Genomic DNA, 16,486 nt, shown 5'->3' with positions numbered 1-16,486 from the left:
CAGCAACCAGCAACCAGCAACTCAAAATCTATAAGTGTATTGTTCATATTCTTTTGGGAAAAACACCCATTTGAGTCCCAATTCCTTTAGTTTCAATAATACAGGACATTCAAAGTCACGGTTAGTAATATGTTTGTGTAGTTGTGAATTTTAAATATAACTATTTATGAAAAAGACTATTTTTTTAGTAACGCTATTATTAACCGTAGCAATTGAAGCACAAGCAGCAATTAGATATGTAACTCCTTCTGGAGCGGGCACTTTTGATGGCTCAAGTTGGGCAAATGCATATCCTGGAACTTCATTACAAATTGCTATTGATGCATCAAGTGCGGGAGATGAGGTTTGGGTTGCAGCAGGAACTTATTTTACAACGACAACAACGAACCGAAATATTTCATTTAGTATGCGAAATGGTATGACTATTTATGGAAGTTTTGATGGTACAGAAACACTTTTGTCACAAAGAGATTTGACGAATGGTTTAACAAGTATCTTAAGTGGCGAACTTGGAGCTGTAGGTATCGCAGATAATAGTTATAAAGTTGTGTACAATCAACAGTTGGACAATACTGCGGTTATTGATGGTTTTATTATAGAAGGAGGAAATGATGATAGAAGTCCTACAAATAATGGGAATGGATTAGGTGGCGGAATGTACAACCATGGATTTAATGTTGGTGGAAATTGTCATCCAACAGTTCGAAATTGCTTGTTTAGAGGAAATACAGCTTCATGGGGCGCAGGCGCTTTTAATAATGCATACGGAGGCGGCAATACGCTACCAACGTATATTAATTGTGTGTTTACACAAAATCACGCGTTAATTGAAGCAGGAGGAATGGACACGTATGCCGTTGGAGGAGGAACGGGAAGTCCCACAGTGATCAATACTATTTTTTATGAAAATACATCCGCTACAAATGTTGGTGCCATGTATGCTTGGGGTGGCGATGGAGGAAATTGTCATCCAGTACTGATCAATTGTGCATTTATAAACAATATGGCCATGAACGGATATGGCGGTGCTTTTATAGCCGATAATTTAGATCCAGGTAATGGTGGAACCTCTTCAGGAGCATGTACAGTAACCTTACAAAATTGTATTGTTTGGAATAATACAGCAACAGGGAGTTCGCCGCAGTTTTATGTAAGAGGAACTGGGGCACAAGTCTTGGCAACCTATTCAGATATAGATCTTACAGGACAAAGTGGACCGCATGTAATTTCTGGAGCTGGAACAGGAAATATTGATATAAATCCGTTGTTTTTAGATATTGCTTCTGGCGCTGGTGTAGATGGAGTTTGGATGACTGCTGATGATGGTTTACAATTGCAAAATTCTTCTCCATGTATTGATGTTGGAGATAATACGGGAACGTACGCGACAGATATACTTGCAAACGCTAGAATATTGAATACTACAGTAGATTTGGGCGCTTATGAATTTGATCCTGCAACTTTAAGTATAGAAGATACTACACCTACATTGAATTTGGTTTTATATCCAAATCCAACAAAAGATTTTATACATCTTACTTTTAATACATTGGAAACAGAAAGTATTTCAATAGTGCTTTATGATATTACGGGACGACTTATAAAAATCATTGATAACGAACAAAAAATACACGGAACATTCAGTCGTATAATTGATTTATCACAACAAGAATCTGGAATTTACTTTTTGAAGCTTCACACAAAAAATGGAGACTATGTGAAGAAAATTATACGTGAATAATTATGAATTAACTTTTGACTTTCTTTCTAAAAACTAAGACTAATAAAATCATCAAAACAACAATGAGCACATACCAAACTGTATTAGAAGAAGGAGCAATGCTAATTGAACTTTCGTCACCATATAAAATAAAACCTGTCCAATAATATGGTTGCTCTAATTTGGTTCCTTTGTGTTTTTTTAAATAGTTGAGTTTGGCTTTTTGAAGTGCTTCCGATTTTGTGTTTCCAGCTTTTAAGTTGGAGTAGAAACTCTCCATAATTTCACTAGTAGATTGATCGGGCACTTCCCAAAGACTCACAACTGTGGCAGGAACGCCAGAGAATGTAAATGCACGTTGAAAAGATTCTAGGTTTCTGCCAGCACTTTCTTTTCCCAAGCCAGTATTGCAAGCACTGAGTACAGCCAAATCGGCTTGTAGTTGTAAAGCGTAGAGTTCTTCCAAATACAAATCGTCGTCGGTTTGCTTGTTTTTGTTGAATAATAATCGACTCAATCCAGGTTCTTTGTCGTTGATTTCAGCATGCATAGCTAAGTGCAATATTCCTGCTTTTGGCGCAGTTTCTAAGAAATATTTTTTAGAAATGTTGTCGCCAATATAGGTTTCTGAAGGAAAGAGTTTGCTAATAATTTCTGCTTCTTTTTTTGCACCTTTTAAGAAAGAAGCATCACTTCTTGTAGCTAACGCGTTTTCAGTTTCAGGGTAATTAGGCGCATAAATTGCTAAGAGTCCTTTAGTTTCTTTCGTATCATTTTCTAAATGGATAAATCGCAAGCTAGATGTATAGCGTATTTCGTAATTTTGAGTGAGGAATTTGTTTTGTTTTTGTAAAATTTCAAACGGAATTCGATACAATTCACCATCAGGATTGACGATGATTTTTTTGAATTTTGAATCGATCATAGGTAACAATTTTTGTCCTAAAAGCGTCGCCGTTTTTGCATCGTACTTTCTATCTCGAATGCTATTGATTAATGTTTCTCCTAAGGCAATTTCATTTTCGGTCCACGAACGGAGTTCCCAAGTAACATCTACGGAAGTGATAGAGAAAATGGCAATATTTTTATCGAGAATAAAATATTTTATAACTAGTTCATCGTCGCGTAATTTTTTTTGCAAGGTTTCAATGTCAAACTTTTTACTACTTAATAACTCTAAGTTTGGGAATTTTTCATTGGTAAATATCAAGTGTTTGTTGATGAGTTCTTGAACAGAATCTGTAGTTCGAATGTTGTTTTGTTTTTTTGCCGCAGTGAGTAAACTTCGCAGTTTGAGATGTCTGAATTTTAAGGAATCTAATTGTGGCAATTTGTTGGTAAATCGATTTTGATAGAAACGTTGCCACGTCATTTGATTCATGATGGTTTCCGTACGACCGAGCAGGTTACTTGCTGAAATGTTTTGTGTGTTTGCTGTATCTTGCAAAACGAGTAAAGTTCCATGAAATATGCGACGTAATACCTCGTTTTGGTTTGGATTGAATTTTGTTTTAGCATAACTGTTCTCAAATTGAATTAGCGCTATGCGATAAAGGTTTGAAATTGTCTTTTTTACCTCAAGATCATCGTTGTAGAATTTCTCTAATTTTTCAGCAACTCTTCTAATCAATCGTGCTTCTCCATAGGTTTTGCTAGGTTTAAAATTGCTGTAATCTTTGGCTAATGCAGTTGTGTCCGAGTGAATTTGTTCAATAACGCGATGAAATATATATAAAGCGCTATCTTTTTGTTTGAGTTTCGCTTTGATGAGTGCTTTTTGGGCTAGAAAGAACGATCTTCTGTAATCATTCGTAGCCATAGAATCTAATAATTCAACAATTAAATTTTCTGCCTTTGGCAAATCGTTCGCAAAAGTTAAGGCTTTACATTTGTTGTATTTAAACGTGATTAAATCGCCTTTATATTTTTTATTTTCAACAAAATCAATGGATTTATCTAAATAATACGAACCTGCTTCCATATCTTTTGGAGTGAGTAAGGAATCGTGTTTGTGACTTATATACCAATCGCCAATATGATTCATAGCCGTACTGTAATAAATATGCTCGTGTTTGTTGAACTTAGGTGACGCTTGTAACTCATCTAATTTGTTGATAACATTTACAACTTCCAAACTATCTTCTGTCGTTTTAGCGAGTTTGTATAACATGTAGGCTTCTCTGTACGCTAAGACTACTTTATAGCGATTGGTGCGTGCTTTATCGAGATATTTTTTGTGTTTGTCATAGATTTTATGCGCCAAACGAATACTGCGTTTTGCTTCTGCCAAGTTCCCATGATAGGCAGCTTCACTTGATAAAAATACGTATGCATCTACCAAATAATCTAAACTAGTGTTATAATCTTCTGATAAAAAATCAATTGCCGTTTTCATGCTCAATTGTGCACGTTTGGCAAAATTCATGGACGATTCTGCATAGGCTCTTTTGTAATATAAAACACCTTTGATATGCTTGCCTCTAGGACTTGCAGCTTTTCCGCAATACGGCATTCCTTTGTTGGCGCTGTTGATGCTTTCTAAGTATTTTTTAGTATTGTAATTCCCTTCATATTGATTGTAATACAAGTCAGCAACATCCAAACTGTCTTTTTCATTTTTAGGTTGTACATTCTTTAAATGCATTTCTAAAAAATCTAACAGTTCGTCATATTGTTTGGTATTGACTAAGGCATTCGATTTCCCCCATAAAAAAGCAATGCTAGGCGTGCTGATAGTGTCTTGCTTAGTTGCTTCTTGAAATTTGAAACTTTCAGCTTTCAAACCTGTACAAACAAAGAGTACGCATAGTGTAAAATAGATGCGTACTCTTGAAAGAATGTATGGTTTGGGTTGATGCATTTTTATTAAATCGTATTCATAGTTAGCTTAAAAGTACAACTTTTTAGAAAAGACCAGTACTCTTAGCAATTTCAATGGCAATGTTTTTATAATCTCTTTTTTTGGCTAATTCTTCTTTTTTGAATGGCGATCCGGGAACATTAATGGTAATAATATAACCATCCATTTTTACGGAAAGTTCTCTTTTTTTGCCAATCCAAATGGCTGTTTGCCCTAAACCAGATACATACGATGACGATTTCGACATTTTCTTTTTGAGTTCCCAAGTTTGTTTCCAATCTTCTCCTTCGGCTACAACATCTTCCGCTGCAAAAATAGTTCCGCTTAGGTAATCAAATTTTTCATCACTTGTATAGACTAAAAAACGACAATTTTTGGATGCAAATGTTTTTCCATCATCAAATAGAATTTTTTTAGCGTCGGGATACAATTCTTTTATTTTTGATTCTTTTATGTACGAACACATATTTTTAGGAAGCGCCGAAAATGCTACTTTGTTTCCTGCAAAACTTGTGTTTACAAAATTAGTATCTCCTAATTCTTGTCCGATGACGGTGTTTTTGTCTCCAAAACAAGCTATTAGTAAAAATGATATAGCTGTTGTAATTGCAATACGTTGTATATTTTTCATTGTTGTGTTAGTTGATTATTAGTTTTTTGAGAGTTGTTGTTTTTGCAGTTTTAATTTGAACCATATACATTCCACTAGAAAGTTTTTCTAAGTTTAGTATTTGTGAATTGTTTTGCACATTTTTATTCTTAAGAATTAATTTTCCAGCCATATCGTAGATTGTGATATGTTCTAAATTTGTTGGCGCGTTAATGTTTACTTGATTTTTTGTAGGATTTGGAAACATACGAATTTGGTTTGTCTCCGCATCAATATCATTTACGCTAAGTGTCGTTGTATCTGCTATATTTAATATAAAACTTCCATTAGTACTACTAAGAACTGGATTATCATTGGTTCTATTCATCGTATCTACTTCAAGCCAAACTTGCACATAATACGTTGCATTTGGTGTTAGGTTTTCGGCTAGTAATTCGCCTTCGGCACATAGTAAAGGACTTGCATCTGTACACGATTCATATAAAGCTACTTTTGAAATGCTACTTCCTGCGCTTATTGTCATGGTAACACTTCCTGATGCTGGTGCAATAAACTCATACCAAACATCAAATATTACAATGCCATTTTGTTGGCAACTCGGTGTGTTTGTGCTTGCTGTAGCTCCTTGCGTGGTACCAACAGTATCTTGTGCCAATGTGATAGAAATTGCATTGCTACAATCATCATTTTCAGGAGTACAGTCTAGACTATAATTGGTTTGTACGTCTTTTTGAGTCCATGTAGTGTTGCTGTAATTTACATCATCAACTTCAACACAAGTTAAATCAGGGTTTGAAGTCACTATAAAATTTGACGTATTGATTGTGGAATTAGCACCATTTTTTATGTCTAATGTTTTTAGCGCATTATTATTAAGAATTACGCTTGTTAGCATTGTGTTTTGTGATAAATCTAATTCTTCAACCATATTATTTGGAATGGTTAGTTCTTCAAGATTGGTTAGTGTGCTTACATCGAGTGTTGTAAGGTTATTATTTTCAATATATACTTGTGTTAAGTTTATATTTGATGAAAGATCTATGTCTGAGATCGAATTATTATTTAAGCTTATAGATATCAAATTTGTATTGTTTGAAACATCGATACTAGTGAGTTGATTGAATGCAATTAGTAAAGCTTCTAAAGCATTATTTTGATTTAGATCAACTGTCGTTAGATTATTATTAAATACAAATAATGTTTCTAGTGATGTAAATGCTTCAATACCTGTAAGATCAGAAATGTTACTGCTATTTACATCTAAATAGGTAATGTTTATCACATCCGACCGTAATACAAACCCATTTACAATTCCGTCAGAATCAATATTTTGATTTACTAATGCTTGTTCGAAATTCATATCAGGAACTGCTACATTTGCACTTTCTACAAGTTGAATATCGTCAAAAACTCCATCATTACTGGTTCCGTTATTACGTAGAGATATTAATCTAACACGAATAGTTCGTGTTCCTATAGGAGCAACTCTTGTATCTTCAAATCGATACCATTCAGTTGTACTTGTTATAAATCCGGTATCAAATGTGGCTAAGATATTTCCATTTTCATCACGGTATTCTGCAATGGCTTTACCGCTGTCTGCTGGAGTTTGAAAAAATGATTGCATGTATCCACTAAATGTGTAATAGTATAGTCCTGTATCAATTAATACATTATTGGCAGAAACATCTATATCTTGACTCAGTTCTCCCAAAGCAGTATTTCCTGCATAAAAGAATTTAGTTCCTTCGACAGGAGTTATTTGAGAGCTAGCATTTGAAGCTAACCAGTTTCCAGAAACTTGTGTCCAACCATTACTTGTAAATGGTTCTATTTCTGCACTTCCATTCACAACTAAATTTTGCGCATTGAGTGTTAGTGAACATAAATATATGAGTACTATTTGTAATTTTAATTTCATTCGTATTATTTATAGTTAAAACATTTTTTTATATTCCTTCGGATTGATGGTTTTACTAATGTTGTCGTTAATAGCAATGGTTCTACTTGTCATATTTCCTTCTTTTGACTGAACCGTATATTCCATAATATATCCATCTAAAACTCCATTGTTTTGCATAAACCAGTTGGATAGTTTGATACTTGGCGCGACCCAAAAGTTAATTTTTGCATTGGTGTCAGACATTGCATATTCATAACAAGTTGCGCCGAGAATGGTTTTTGTGTTTCCAGTTTTTTGAAGCTTTGTATAGTCATAATTCTCCATTTGATCTGTTGGATTTTTCATGCCTTGTTGTCCCATCATTCCGCTAGACATGCGCATTTTCATGCCAGCCGTTTCTACAAAAATGTGCGCATTTCCTTTGTCCATTATTACGATAGATTCTCCGTCCATTTCGGCATCTGAGTATTCGCTCATATCTGCTTTAATTCCTATGTATGGTGCATTTGGATTTAAGAGATATGACATTTTGTAACTTCGACCTTGTTTTGGAACAGAAATTTCAGTTACTGCTTCATGTGTGAATTGATATGTGCCTGGAGTACTACTTTGTGTAGTGTTTGTATTTATTTGTGTGTTTTGAGTTGAGCTTGATTGTTTATTTTTAACGATGGATTGTTCGTTTGTAAATTTTGGACTTTTAGCGTCAATTCCACCAGTTACAGAAGCTTCAAAAAATGTTTCTGTGAAATCATCGATGCTATTGGCTTTTCGAGTGACTTCTCTTAGTGTTACTTTTCCAGAGAAACTAATTTGAATGGCTTCGTCCGAAAGTACATCAACCGTAATTTCACCTTTAGAGATTTCATAGTTTTGATAATCGTCTGTAACGGCACGTTTAAAATCGTTTTCTGGTTTTTTATTGTATGGTAATTGCGGATCGTATCCAAGTTTTACCGTTGCTTCTTCTGGAATTTTAAAAACCTGTCTGCCTGCATTTTTGGCTTCTTCAGTATCGTGTTTTAAATTTTTATCTGTTTTGATGGTGACTATAAATCCATCATAAATATCTGCTTCGTGCGACCACCAATTTCCATTAATTGTATATCCGGAATTGGTTTTATTTACTTTTACTTGACTAGCTTCCGTAATGGTAACACTTCCATATTTTTTTGAATGATTAATGGTAACATCGCCAAAATCCTTATTGGTTTTTGCAGTTGGTTTACCCTTGTTAGGATTCTCTCTTCCTTCAATAGCATCATCAATTGTTTTTTCAACTTTTTTGTCGATCTTATTAATGACCTTATTTTCAATATTTTTGGCTTTTTCTTTTGCCTTCTTTTTTAATCTTTTAAATAATTGTGCATCAGCGCTTTGAAAAGATATCAAACAGGCGATAAAGAAGAGTATGTGTAATTTTGATTTCATGATAAATACGTTTGTTTATCCTTTTGTATATTTATCAAGCTTAATATTAACAGCTACACACTTTTTTTTCATTTTTTTAAATATCATTGTTAATATTTTAATTCTAAAAACCACTAATGAGTAGAAATAGTACAGATGCTGAATTGCAAGATTTGTTACGATCTGATGATAAAGAGGCGCTTGAGACTATTTATGTACAGTATAAAAATGAGTTTCTGAATTATGCGAAAAAGTATGGTTTGGATACGTACAATGCAACAGATATTTATCAAGATGCTATTATTGCAATGCACCATAATTTTGTAAACTCAGGATTGGTATTGACCTCAAGCACCATAAAAACATATTTATTTGGTATTGGGAAATTTAAAATTTTAAAGAAATTAAAAGAAGCACAGAAAACCTTGAACGTTGAAATAGAAGAAAAAGAGTATGCAGAAATTACAATTGAAGAGACAACTCCATCGGAACGTTCAATTGCTTTAAGCGCTCATTTGGATACAATTTCTGAGAGTTGCAGGAAAGTTTTAGAACTGTTTTACTATAGGAATTTAACCGTAGAAGAGATTGTTCAACTAACAGAATATAAAGACGGGAACACCGTAAGAAGTCATAAATCGAGATGTTTAAAACGTTTAAAGACTTTGTTTAAAAAAGTATAATGAATAAGGAAGAGTTCATACAAAATTATATAGCCAATCGCTTATCGGAAGCAGATAAAGTACGCGCAGAAGAGCTTCTAAAAACAGATGTTGAGTTGCAAGAACTCTATGAAACACATCAAGAGATGACAGCTGCATTTAAACTATCTAATGATAAAGCTTTAAAAAAACGTTTCCAAGAATTAGATGCAATAGATACTTCTGAAACAACAACTCATGAAGCGAAAAAGTTTAATTTCGGGATGTTGGGTCGTATTGCAATTGCTGCCATTTTTATTGTTGGTGCATTTTTCGCGATCAATCAATTTTCATCAGATGGAGGTGTATTTGAATCGTATTTTGAAGTATGTCCAAATACCTATTTGCCTATAACACGTGGTACAACTACACAAGATGCGCAATTTGAGGCATTTAAAGCGTATGAAAGTGGCAATTACTTAAAAGCAGCAACCGCTTTTAAAAATTTGTTAGCTTCAGATAATAACTCAAGTATTCAATTTTATTATGCGATGTCATTGATGAATCAGGAGAAATATGATTTGGCTTTGCAAGAATTGAACAATCTGACAAAAGAAAACTTCGATTATCAAATAGAATCACTTTGGTATGCAGCTTTGATTGAGATTAAGAAAAAAAATGTTGCATCTGCTGAAAAGCATCTTCAAACACTTCAACAATTAAATCCTACCTACAAAAAAGAAGAAATTGAGATGATTTTAGAAAAACTTCAATCCAAAAAAACGGGAAATCTTTAAAAGAAATCCCGCTTTTCAATAATGTTTAGATTCAATTAATAATCTCGAAGGATGTGTGCATCTCCGTTAATGAATCTTGTGGTTCCAAATCGATCTCTATAATTACCCACAAAAGTAATATCAATATAGGTTCCTACTGGACCAATATTAGTTATTGTAAATTGCATAGCTCCAGGAATACCAACTGTTCCATTAGGATCTATACCATTAATATCTCCAAGTACTTCCATAGCCAATGCGGGCGGTCCCGACATGTTTGTATCAAAAGGATACGTACCAAGTGCTATCGTATTTCCAAAAATATACGTTTGTCCACTAGGAGATGATGCATGTACATTAAGAAAAGTAGGTGCTTGTATGCCACCACCAGGATTTATGATTTCATATTGTATAGGTCCTGCATTTACACTATATCGGATGTATTCTGAAGGCAATCCGCCACAAGCAATTAGATTTGCTGTAGCAGTTGGATTTGCTGTTACCGTTGTTGTAGGAGCGGCTTGTCCAGTAGTATTATCAACACCATCTACAATAATATTTACAGGAATAGAACATGCCACACCTGTATAACCATGTATTCCTGCTGTAACTATCGATGTCCCTAATAATTGTCCTGTAGTATTTTTGTAAGCTACATATCCATTGGTTACTGGAAGTGAACTACAATCTAACAAGGTTCCTGAAACAGTAATAGGTGCCGTTGCTAAGGTAACAGGAATTGTAACAGAAGTTGTGCCTGTAAACGGGCCAAATGAAGTATTTGTGTACAGTATTGTTCCACACTGATCGGTTATTGTTATAGTCATTACTTGTCCACTCGGAACTTTTCCGCTTACGTTCCCACTAGCATTTGTTGTTGCAAAACGTGAAAAACTACCGTATGTAATAGTCACTTTTAAACCAGATATAGGTAGGAGTGTTCCGGCATCAACTACAGTAGCATCGAAGTTTACTACTGGGAAAGGTGCATCACAATTCCAAAAAGAGAAGTGATTTACTTCAGTTTCATACACATTACCATTTCGGTAGGCCATAGTTTCTTCAAACCAAACACCAGTTTCTTCATTAAAAGACCACATAGGCACTTGATTTGCAGCAGTTGCTAGTTGACTAGGGTGAATAGGCATTTCTATTCGCGCAGGATTTGTAATTTGTAATTTTTCGCCGCTGCTTCCTTGAAGTTCTACATTTAGCATGCCGTATGAACCTAATGCTACTTCTTGATAGTTTGCGTCAAGCCCGTACAGTTCTCCTGGCATTGAGTTTGCTGTATCTTCTGATAAAGGATTGAGGTAGTTTGCCGTTACATATACGTCTCCTGAATATGGATTTCCATTTTCATCAACAAATCCATCATTAAAATAGATCATTACTTCACCATCAGTATCGGTTCTAATGGCAACTTCTCCTCCAGAAGAATCTATTCGTTGCGAATTTTCTAAACTAAAAAGTTTGATGGTAAATGAGTTTTGTCCGGTAGGCACCATTACTCTCGATCCGTTAGAATACCCATTGGCGGATGCTTGTGCGTAGGCAAAATTTTCGTGAACAACGGCTCCGAGAAAAACAACAATTCCATTTTGATCAGTTACTTGTTGTTGTCCACCTAAACTTACGGTAGCACCCACTATTGGCTGATTTGCTTCATCAATAATTTGACCAATAAAATTCCCTTCTGTTCTTCTTCCTTTATATTCTGAGAGTGCTCTTTCTATACGTTCGGAGTTTACGCTCTCGGCTTTTTGTATAGTTTCAGTAGCAGATGAAGATTCTTCTGGTGTTTGATCTTCTTTTTGGCAGGCAAGTATGGTCACTAATATCATGGTACATAGTGCCAAGTACTTTTTTAAACTTTTTTTCATGATTTGGTATTAAAAATAATTCCTACTCTTTTTAAGCTTTTCGGAAAACGCTTTATTTAATACAATCATTAGTAAAAAGGGAAACTGCCACTGATAAAAAACATTATGATGAAATGTTTACCAACTGTGTAGGTATTTGAAATTTGGTTTCATAACATTGTTTTTTTGTTGAAATTTTGTGTGTTGTGTATGATTTTAATACGCGGATATTAACATGAAAACAGAAAATATCCGCTAAACCCTTTTTCTATTTGTAATGTATATAAGTAGCCATTTCATAGGTTAAAATTTTTCTTCGTTAAAAAAAGACGATTAGTAGTCTAAATATTACATAAAGTTAGGTCTTATTATTTTATAAATTTTAAGTAAAAAACTTACAAATTTTATTGTTAAAGTGGATTTTATGAATTAAAAGTGTCTTTCTTTAAAGTAGTTTTGACAGGAAAGAATGTCGTTAACTTTAATATGGAATGTGCACGATACAGTATAGAGTTCATCTTAATTTGTTTAATCATTCATCTTTTCGGTTGAAATTCATAATAATTAAGGTTTTTACTGTGAGTATATTACGAGTTTTCAAACACATTATGCATTACAGAGGTAGGGAAATTATATTTTAAATTGTTTTGTAAATAACTAAGTTGATTTTTCTTAGTTAGTTGAATATCACGGAAGCCATTTCAAATACTTTAGAAATGGCTTCTTTTGTTTGAAAATGATTTTCTTAGTACAAGAATTTTAGAAGAATTCAGAAAAACTTAGAAGTATGAATTCTTTAGTTTCTAAAATTAATTGATTTTCTTGATGAAAGTAGGGCGTTGTGAGTTTGAGTTGTTATATATAACATAACATAAGATTAAATCTTAATCTTTCCCCTTGTTAATAATGCCTAATTCACTCACGCTATGAGAAAATTATCTACTTTTTTAAGTATACTATTACTATTTACATTACATATTGCATCTGCTCAAATTACCGTAAACACTACCACAAATACCTTAGATGAGTTAGTTAATGATGTTTTGATAAACAGCACGTGTGCAAACGCAACAAATGTAATGACTCCTAATAATAGTGAAGTAGGCGGAAATACTTTTAGAAGTTATGGATATTTTAATAGAGGAACATCTAATTTTCCTTTCGAAGAAGGAGTCGTACTAACAACAAGTGATATCAATCAAATTCCTGGTCCAAATGATAGTGATTTAAGCCTTGGAGGAACAGCTTGGACTGGAGATGCAGATATTGCAGCACTACTTCAAATACCAGTTGGTCAAACATTTAATGCTACGGTTATAGAGTTTGAATTTACACCTACAACAGATCGACTAAGCTTTCGATATCTTCTAGCTTCAGAAGAATATACACAGAATTTTCCTTGCTCTTTTGCAGATGGATTTGCTTTTATTTTAAGCGGTCCGGGTATTCCAACAACTAATAACTATAATCATGATGCAGATCCTGCAACTCCTGATATCAGTGTAGATTTAGGCGGGCAGAATATTGCGTTAGTTCCCGGAACCAATATTCCTGTTAGTATAACCAATATTCATAATCTAACAACATGTGGTGCAGGACAATTAGGGAGTGTTGCATTACCTGAATTTTTCGATGCAGTTTTAAGTGGTACAGGTGCTACCGATTTTAACGGACAAACAGTTGTGCTTACAGCAGAATCAGACGTAACTCCAAACGCTACATACACAATAAAATTAGTAATCGCTGAAAACACAGACGCAAGTTTTGATTCTGGAATATTTATAGAAGCAGGAAGTTTTAATATTGGAGGAAGCTTAGGAGCAGACAGAGTACTTGCAACTCAAACTGCTGGATGTACAGGTGAAACAATTGTACTAGATCCTATGGTAACTGAACCTACGGCTACTTATAAATGGTTCAAAGATGCTGTAGAACTTACAGGTGAGACTGGAACAACACTTTCTGTTACGGATGCTGGATTATATAGTGTAGAAGTGATAATTCCTGGAGGTTGTGACATTAATGATGAAATTACTATAGAATTTGCCGAAAACCCAGCAATAGCAGCTACACCAGCTGATATCTTGCAATGTGATGATGATAATGACGGATTGTGGAATTTTGATTTTACAGTGCTAGATGCAACGATCTTAGGAACACAAAGCGACGCAGATTTTAATGTAAGTTATCACGCTTCTCAGGCAGATGCTGATACAAATACAGCTCCTCTTGCTAATCCATACACAAATCAAATAGCATATACACAAGAAACTATTTTTGTTCGACTTGAAAATGCTACGGCAAGCAATTGTTTTGTTACTACAAGTTTTATTATTGATGTGTTTGATCAACCGACTGCTAATGCTGTTGCAAATTATGAATTATGTGATGATGATACAGATGGAGATGCTACAAATGGTTTTGTTGTTTTTGATTTAAATACGATTGATAATCAAGTTTTAGGAACGCAAACTGCTGCTCAATTCAATATAACATATCATGCCAATCAAACAGATGCAGATGGTGATATGAATCCATTAGCAACTTCATACACAAACACTACTGCTGGAGGAAATCCAGTTGTAGCACGAATTGAAAATGTAGATAATCCTGATTGTTTCAGTACAATAACATTTAATACAGTAGTAAATCAACTACCAATGATTGCAGCTAACCCAGATAATATTCTGCAATGCGATGATGATAATGATGGTTTTTGGAATTTTGATTTTACAACACTAAACGGATCAATATTGGGAACACAAACTGCTGCCAATTTTACAATCAGTTATCACACTTCTCAAGCGGATGCAGATGCAAACAATGCGCCACTTACATTTCCATACACAAATCAAATAGCTTATGGACTAGAAACAATTTATGTTCGAATTGAAAACAACACCGCAAATGATTGTTTTGATACAACTTCTTTTGACATTGATGTATTCGATCAGCCAACTGCTAATATTGTAGCAAATTATGAACTATGTGATGATGCAACCGATGGAGATGATACCAATGGTTTTACAACATTCAATTTTTCTACGCTTGATATACAAGTGTTAGGAGTTCAAGATATGATGCAGTTTAATGTTTCGTATTATGCAAATCAAGCTGATGCAAACGATTCCATGAATATCTTGCCTACAAACTACGTAAACACAACGGCTGGAGGAAATCAAATTATAGCGCGAATTGAAAATGTAGACAATCCAAATTGTTTTGACACAATAGAAATCAACGTTGTTGTAAATCCGTTACCAGTAATTACAACTCCTGTCTCGCTACGTCAATGTGATGATGATACAGACGGATTTACTAATTTCAATCTTACAGAAGCCAATGTGCTATTATCTGCAGATTCAGCCAATGAAACATTTACATATTATACAAATTTAGTAGATGCTACAGCAAATACAAATGCTATTGCAGATCCAACAGTATATAACAGTGCTAATAATGGTCAAGTTTTCGTTAGGGTTGAAACTGTAAACGGATGTTCTAGAATTGGAGAGATAAACTTAGAAGTTGCTACAACTCAAATTCCAAGTACATTTCAACTTTCTTATGAATTATGTGATACTGATTTAGTTGATAATGATTACAGAAATGGTATTACTACATTTGATTTCAGTGATGCTAATGCGCAAATCACAGCCTTATTTCCTGCAGGTCAAAACTTAACAATCACTTACTATGAAAATATTGCTGATGCTTTGGCTGAATTAAATGCCATTGCAGATATAAGTAATCATAGAAATGATGCTTCACCAAACGTTCAAACCATTGTAGTTCGTGTAGACAGTGATGATATCAATGCTTGTTTAGGTTTTGGAGAACATATTACACTTACTGTAAATCCATTACCAGATCAAAATACAATTACGGACTATATTGCGTGTAGTGACATCGCAAATCAATTCACGTTCGATCTTACAACAAAAGACGCAGAGGCAATTAACGGTCAAGCCAATGTTACAGTCACATATCACGAATCTCAAGCTGAAGCAATTGCAAATACGGGAGCAATTACAAGTCCTTACACTACATTTTCTAGAACGATCTTTGTTCGTGCAGAAAATACAATTACAGGATGTGTTAGTACTGATATGGATTTTGAGTTAATCATCAATGAAAATCCTGTTGCCATTATGCCTACTCCATTACAACTATGTGATGAGACGCCTTTTGATGGCTTTTTCCCTATTGATTTAAGTGTTAAAAATGATGAAATTGTCGGAACTCAAACTGGCATGGCAATAAAGTATTATGTCAGTCAAGCTGATGCTGATAGTGACACAAACGAGCTTGCTATTCCATATACAAACATTAGCAATCCACAGACAATTTATGCACGTGTAGAAAATAATATAACTGGATGTTTTGCAACAACAAACTTTACAGTTACAATAAATGAAACACCTAACGCAAATTCGCTTACACCTCTAGAATACTGTGATACAGATAATGACGGTTTTGGAATATTTGATATTAGAAGTACAGAAAGTCAGGTTACTGGTGGAGCTGTTTCTGGTGTGACAGTTAGCTATCATGAAACTTCTGAAAATGCTGAAAATGGAGTAAGTCCATTACCAGATACATATAGCAACATCAATCCATACAATCAAACGATTTATGTACGTGTAGAAAATGGTTGTTTCAATGTTGTGCCGTTAGTGCTTATCGTTCATGATTCACCTGAGA

9 protein-coding genes are annotated in these 16,486 nt (G+C 34.2%); 4 read left to right on the top strand and 5 right to left on the bottom strand.

What is annotated here, in order from left to right; translation table 11 throughout:
• Positions 1-166 precede the first annotated feature (166 nt).
• Positions 167-1,741, top strand: a complete 1,575-nt coding sequence (locus ACRBBL_RS20245) for a T9SS type A sorting domain-containing protein (RefSeq protein WP_431370904.1) — start codon at positions 167-169, stop codon at positions 1,739-1,741.
• A 7-nt stretch (positions 1,742-1,748) separates the two neighbouring features.
• Here ACRBBL_RS20245 and ACRBBL_RS20240 read toward each other — a convergent pair whose 3' ends face one another.
• Genes ACRBBL_RS20240 through ACRBBL_RS20225 form a run of 4 tightly spaced genes read right to left on the bottom strand, consistent with a single transcriptional unit; the run spans position 1,749 to position 8,524 of the window.
• Positions 1,749-4,580: a CHAT domain-containing protein gene (locus tag ACRBBL_RS20240; protein WP_431370903.1), complete on the bottom strand. Its 2,832-nt coding sequence runs from the start codon at positions 4,578-4,580 to the stop codon at positions 1,749-1,751.
• A gap of 43 nt (positions 4,581-4,623) precedes the next feature.
• Complete coding sequence (locus ACRBBL_RS20235; protein WP_431370902.1) at positions 4,624-5,211, bottom strand: hypothetical protein; 588 nt, start codon at positions 5,209-5,211, stop codon at positions 4,624-4,626.
• 7 nt (positions 5,212-5,218) lie between these two features.
• On the bottom strand, positions 5,219-7,111 hold the full coding sequence (locus tag ACRBBL_RS20230) for a T9SS type A sorting domain-containing protein (RefSeq protein ID WP_431370901.1): 1,893 nt from the start codon (positions 7,109-7,111) through the stop codon (positions 5,219-5,221).
• 15 nt (positions 7,112-7,126) lie between these two features.
• Positions 7,127-8,524, bottom strand: coding sequence for a DUF4412 domain-containing protein (locus tag ACRBBL_RS20225; RefSeq protein WP_431370900.1), 1,398 nt, complete (start codon positions 8,522-8,524; stop codon positions 7,127-7,129).
• 116 nt (positions 8,525-8,640) lie between these two features.
• Here ACRBBL_RS20225 and ACRBBL_RS20220 point away from each other — a divergent pair, with 116 nt between their 5' ends.
• Together ACRBBL_RS20220 and ACRBBL_RS20215 are read left to right on the top strand one after the other, a co-directional pair.
• The gene (locus ACRBBL_RS20220; RefSeq protein WP_431370899.1) at positions 8,641-9,186 is read left to right on the top strand and encodes an RNA polymerase sigma factor; all 546 of its coding nucleotides are present in this window, start codon (positions 8,641-8,643) and stop codon (positions 9,184-9,186) included.
• Entirely contained in the window at positions 9,186-9,941 is a 756-nt protein-coding gene (locus tag ACRBBL_RS20215; protein ID WP_431370898.1) for a tetratricopeptide repeat protein, read from the top strand. The genes ACRBBL_RS20220 and ACRBBL_RS20215 overlap by 1 nt, the downstream gene beginning before the upstream one ends.
• A gap of 35 nt (positions 9,942-9,976) precedes the next feature.
• Here ACRBBL_RS20215 and ACRBBL_RS20210 read toward each other — a convergent pair whose 3' ends face one another.
• Entirely contained in the window at positions 9,977-11,803 is a 1,827-nt protein-coding gene (locus tag ACRBBL_RS20210; RefSeq protein ID WP_431370897.1) for a hypothetical protein, read from the bottom strand.
• A 905-nt stretch (positions 11,804-12,708) separates the two neighbouring features.
• Here ACRBBL_RS20210 and ACRBBL_RS20205 point away from each other — a divergent pair.
• The coding region (locus ACRBBL_RS20205) for a choice-of-anchor L domain-containing protein (protein ID WP_431370896.1) at positions 12,709-16,486 on the top strand (3,778 nt) is incomplete at its 3' end.

The organism is Kordia sp. (assembly GCF_050633145.1).
GTDB lineage: Bacteria > Bacteroidota > Bacteroidia > Flavobacteriales > Flavobacteriaceae > Kordia.
This window is presented reverse-complemented; position numbering and strand designations above follow the sequence as displayed.

Bases quoted from the DNA above. Each gene is read 5' to 3' on its own strand.
- ACRBBL_RS20220 (WP_431370899.1), top strand. From the start codon at position 8,641: ATGAGTAGAAATAGTACAGATGCTGAATTGCAAGATTTGTTACGATCT.
- ACRBBL_RS20245 (WP_431370904.1), top strand. From the start codon at position 167: ATGAAAAAGACTATTTTTTTAGTAACGCTATTATTAACCGTAGCAATT.
- ACRBBL_RS20230 (WP_431370901.1), bottom strand. From the start codon at position 7,111: ATGAAATTAAAATTACAAATAGTACTCATATATTTATGTTCACTAACA.
- ACRBBL_RS20240 (WP_431370903.1), bottom strand. From the start codon at position 4,580: ATGCATCAACCCAAACCATACATTCTTTCAAGAGTACGCATCTATTTT.
- ACRBBL_RS20210 (WP_431370897.1), bottom strand. From the start codon at position 11,803: ATGAAAAAAAGTTTAAAAAAGTACTTGGCACTATGTACCATGATATTA.
- ACRBBL_RS20215 (WP_431370898.1), top strand. From the start codon at position 9,186: ATGAATAAGGAAGAGTTCATACAAAATTATATAGCCAATCGCTTATCG.
- ACRBBL_RS20225 (WP_431370900.1), bottom strand. From the start codon at position 8,524: ATGAAATCAAAATTACACATACTCTTCTTTATCGCCTGTTTGATATCT.
- ACRBBL_RS20235 (WP_431370902.1), bottom strand. From the start codon at position 5,211: ATGAAAAATATACAACGTATTGCAATTACAACAGCTATATCATTTTTA.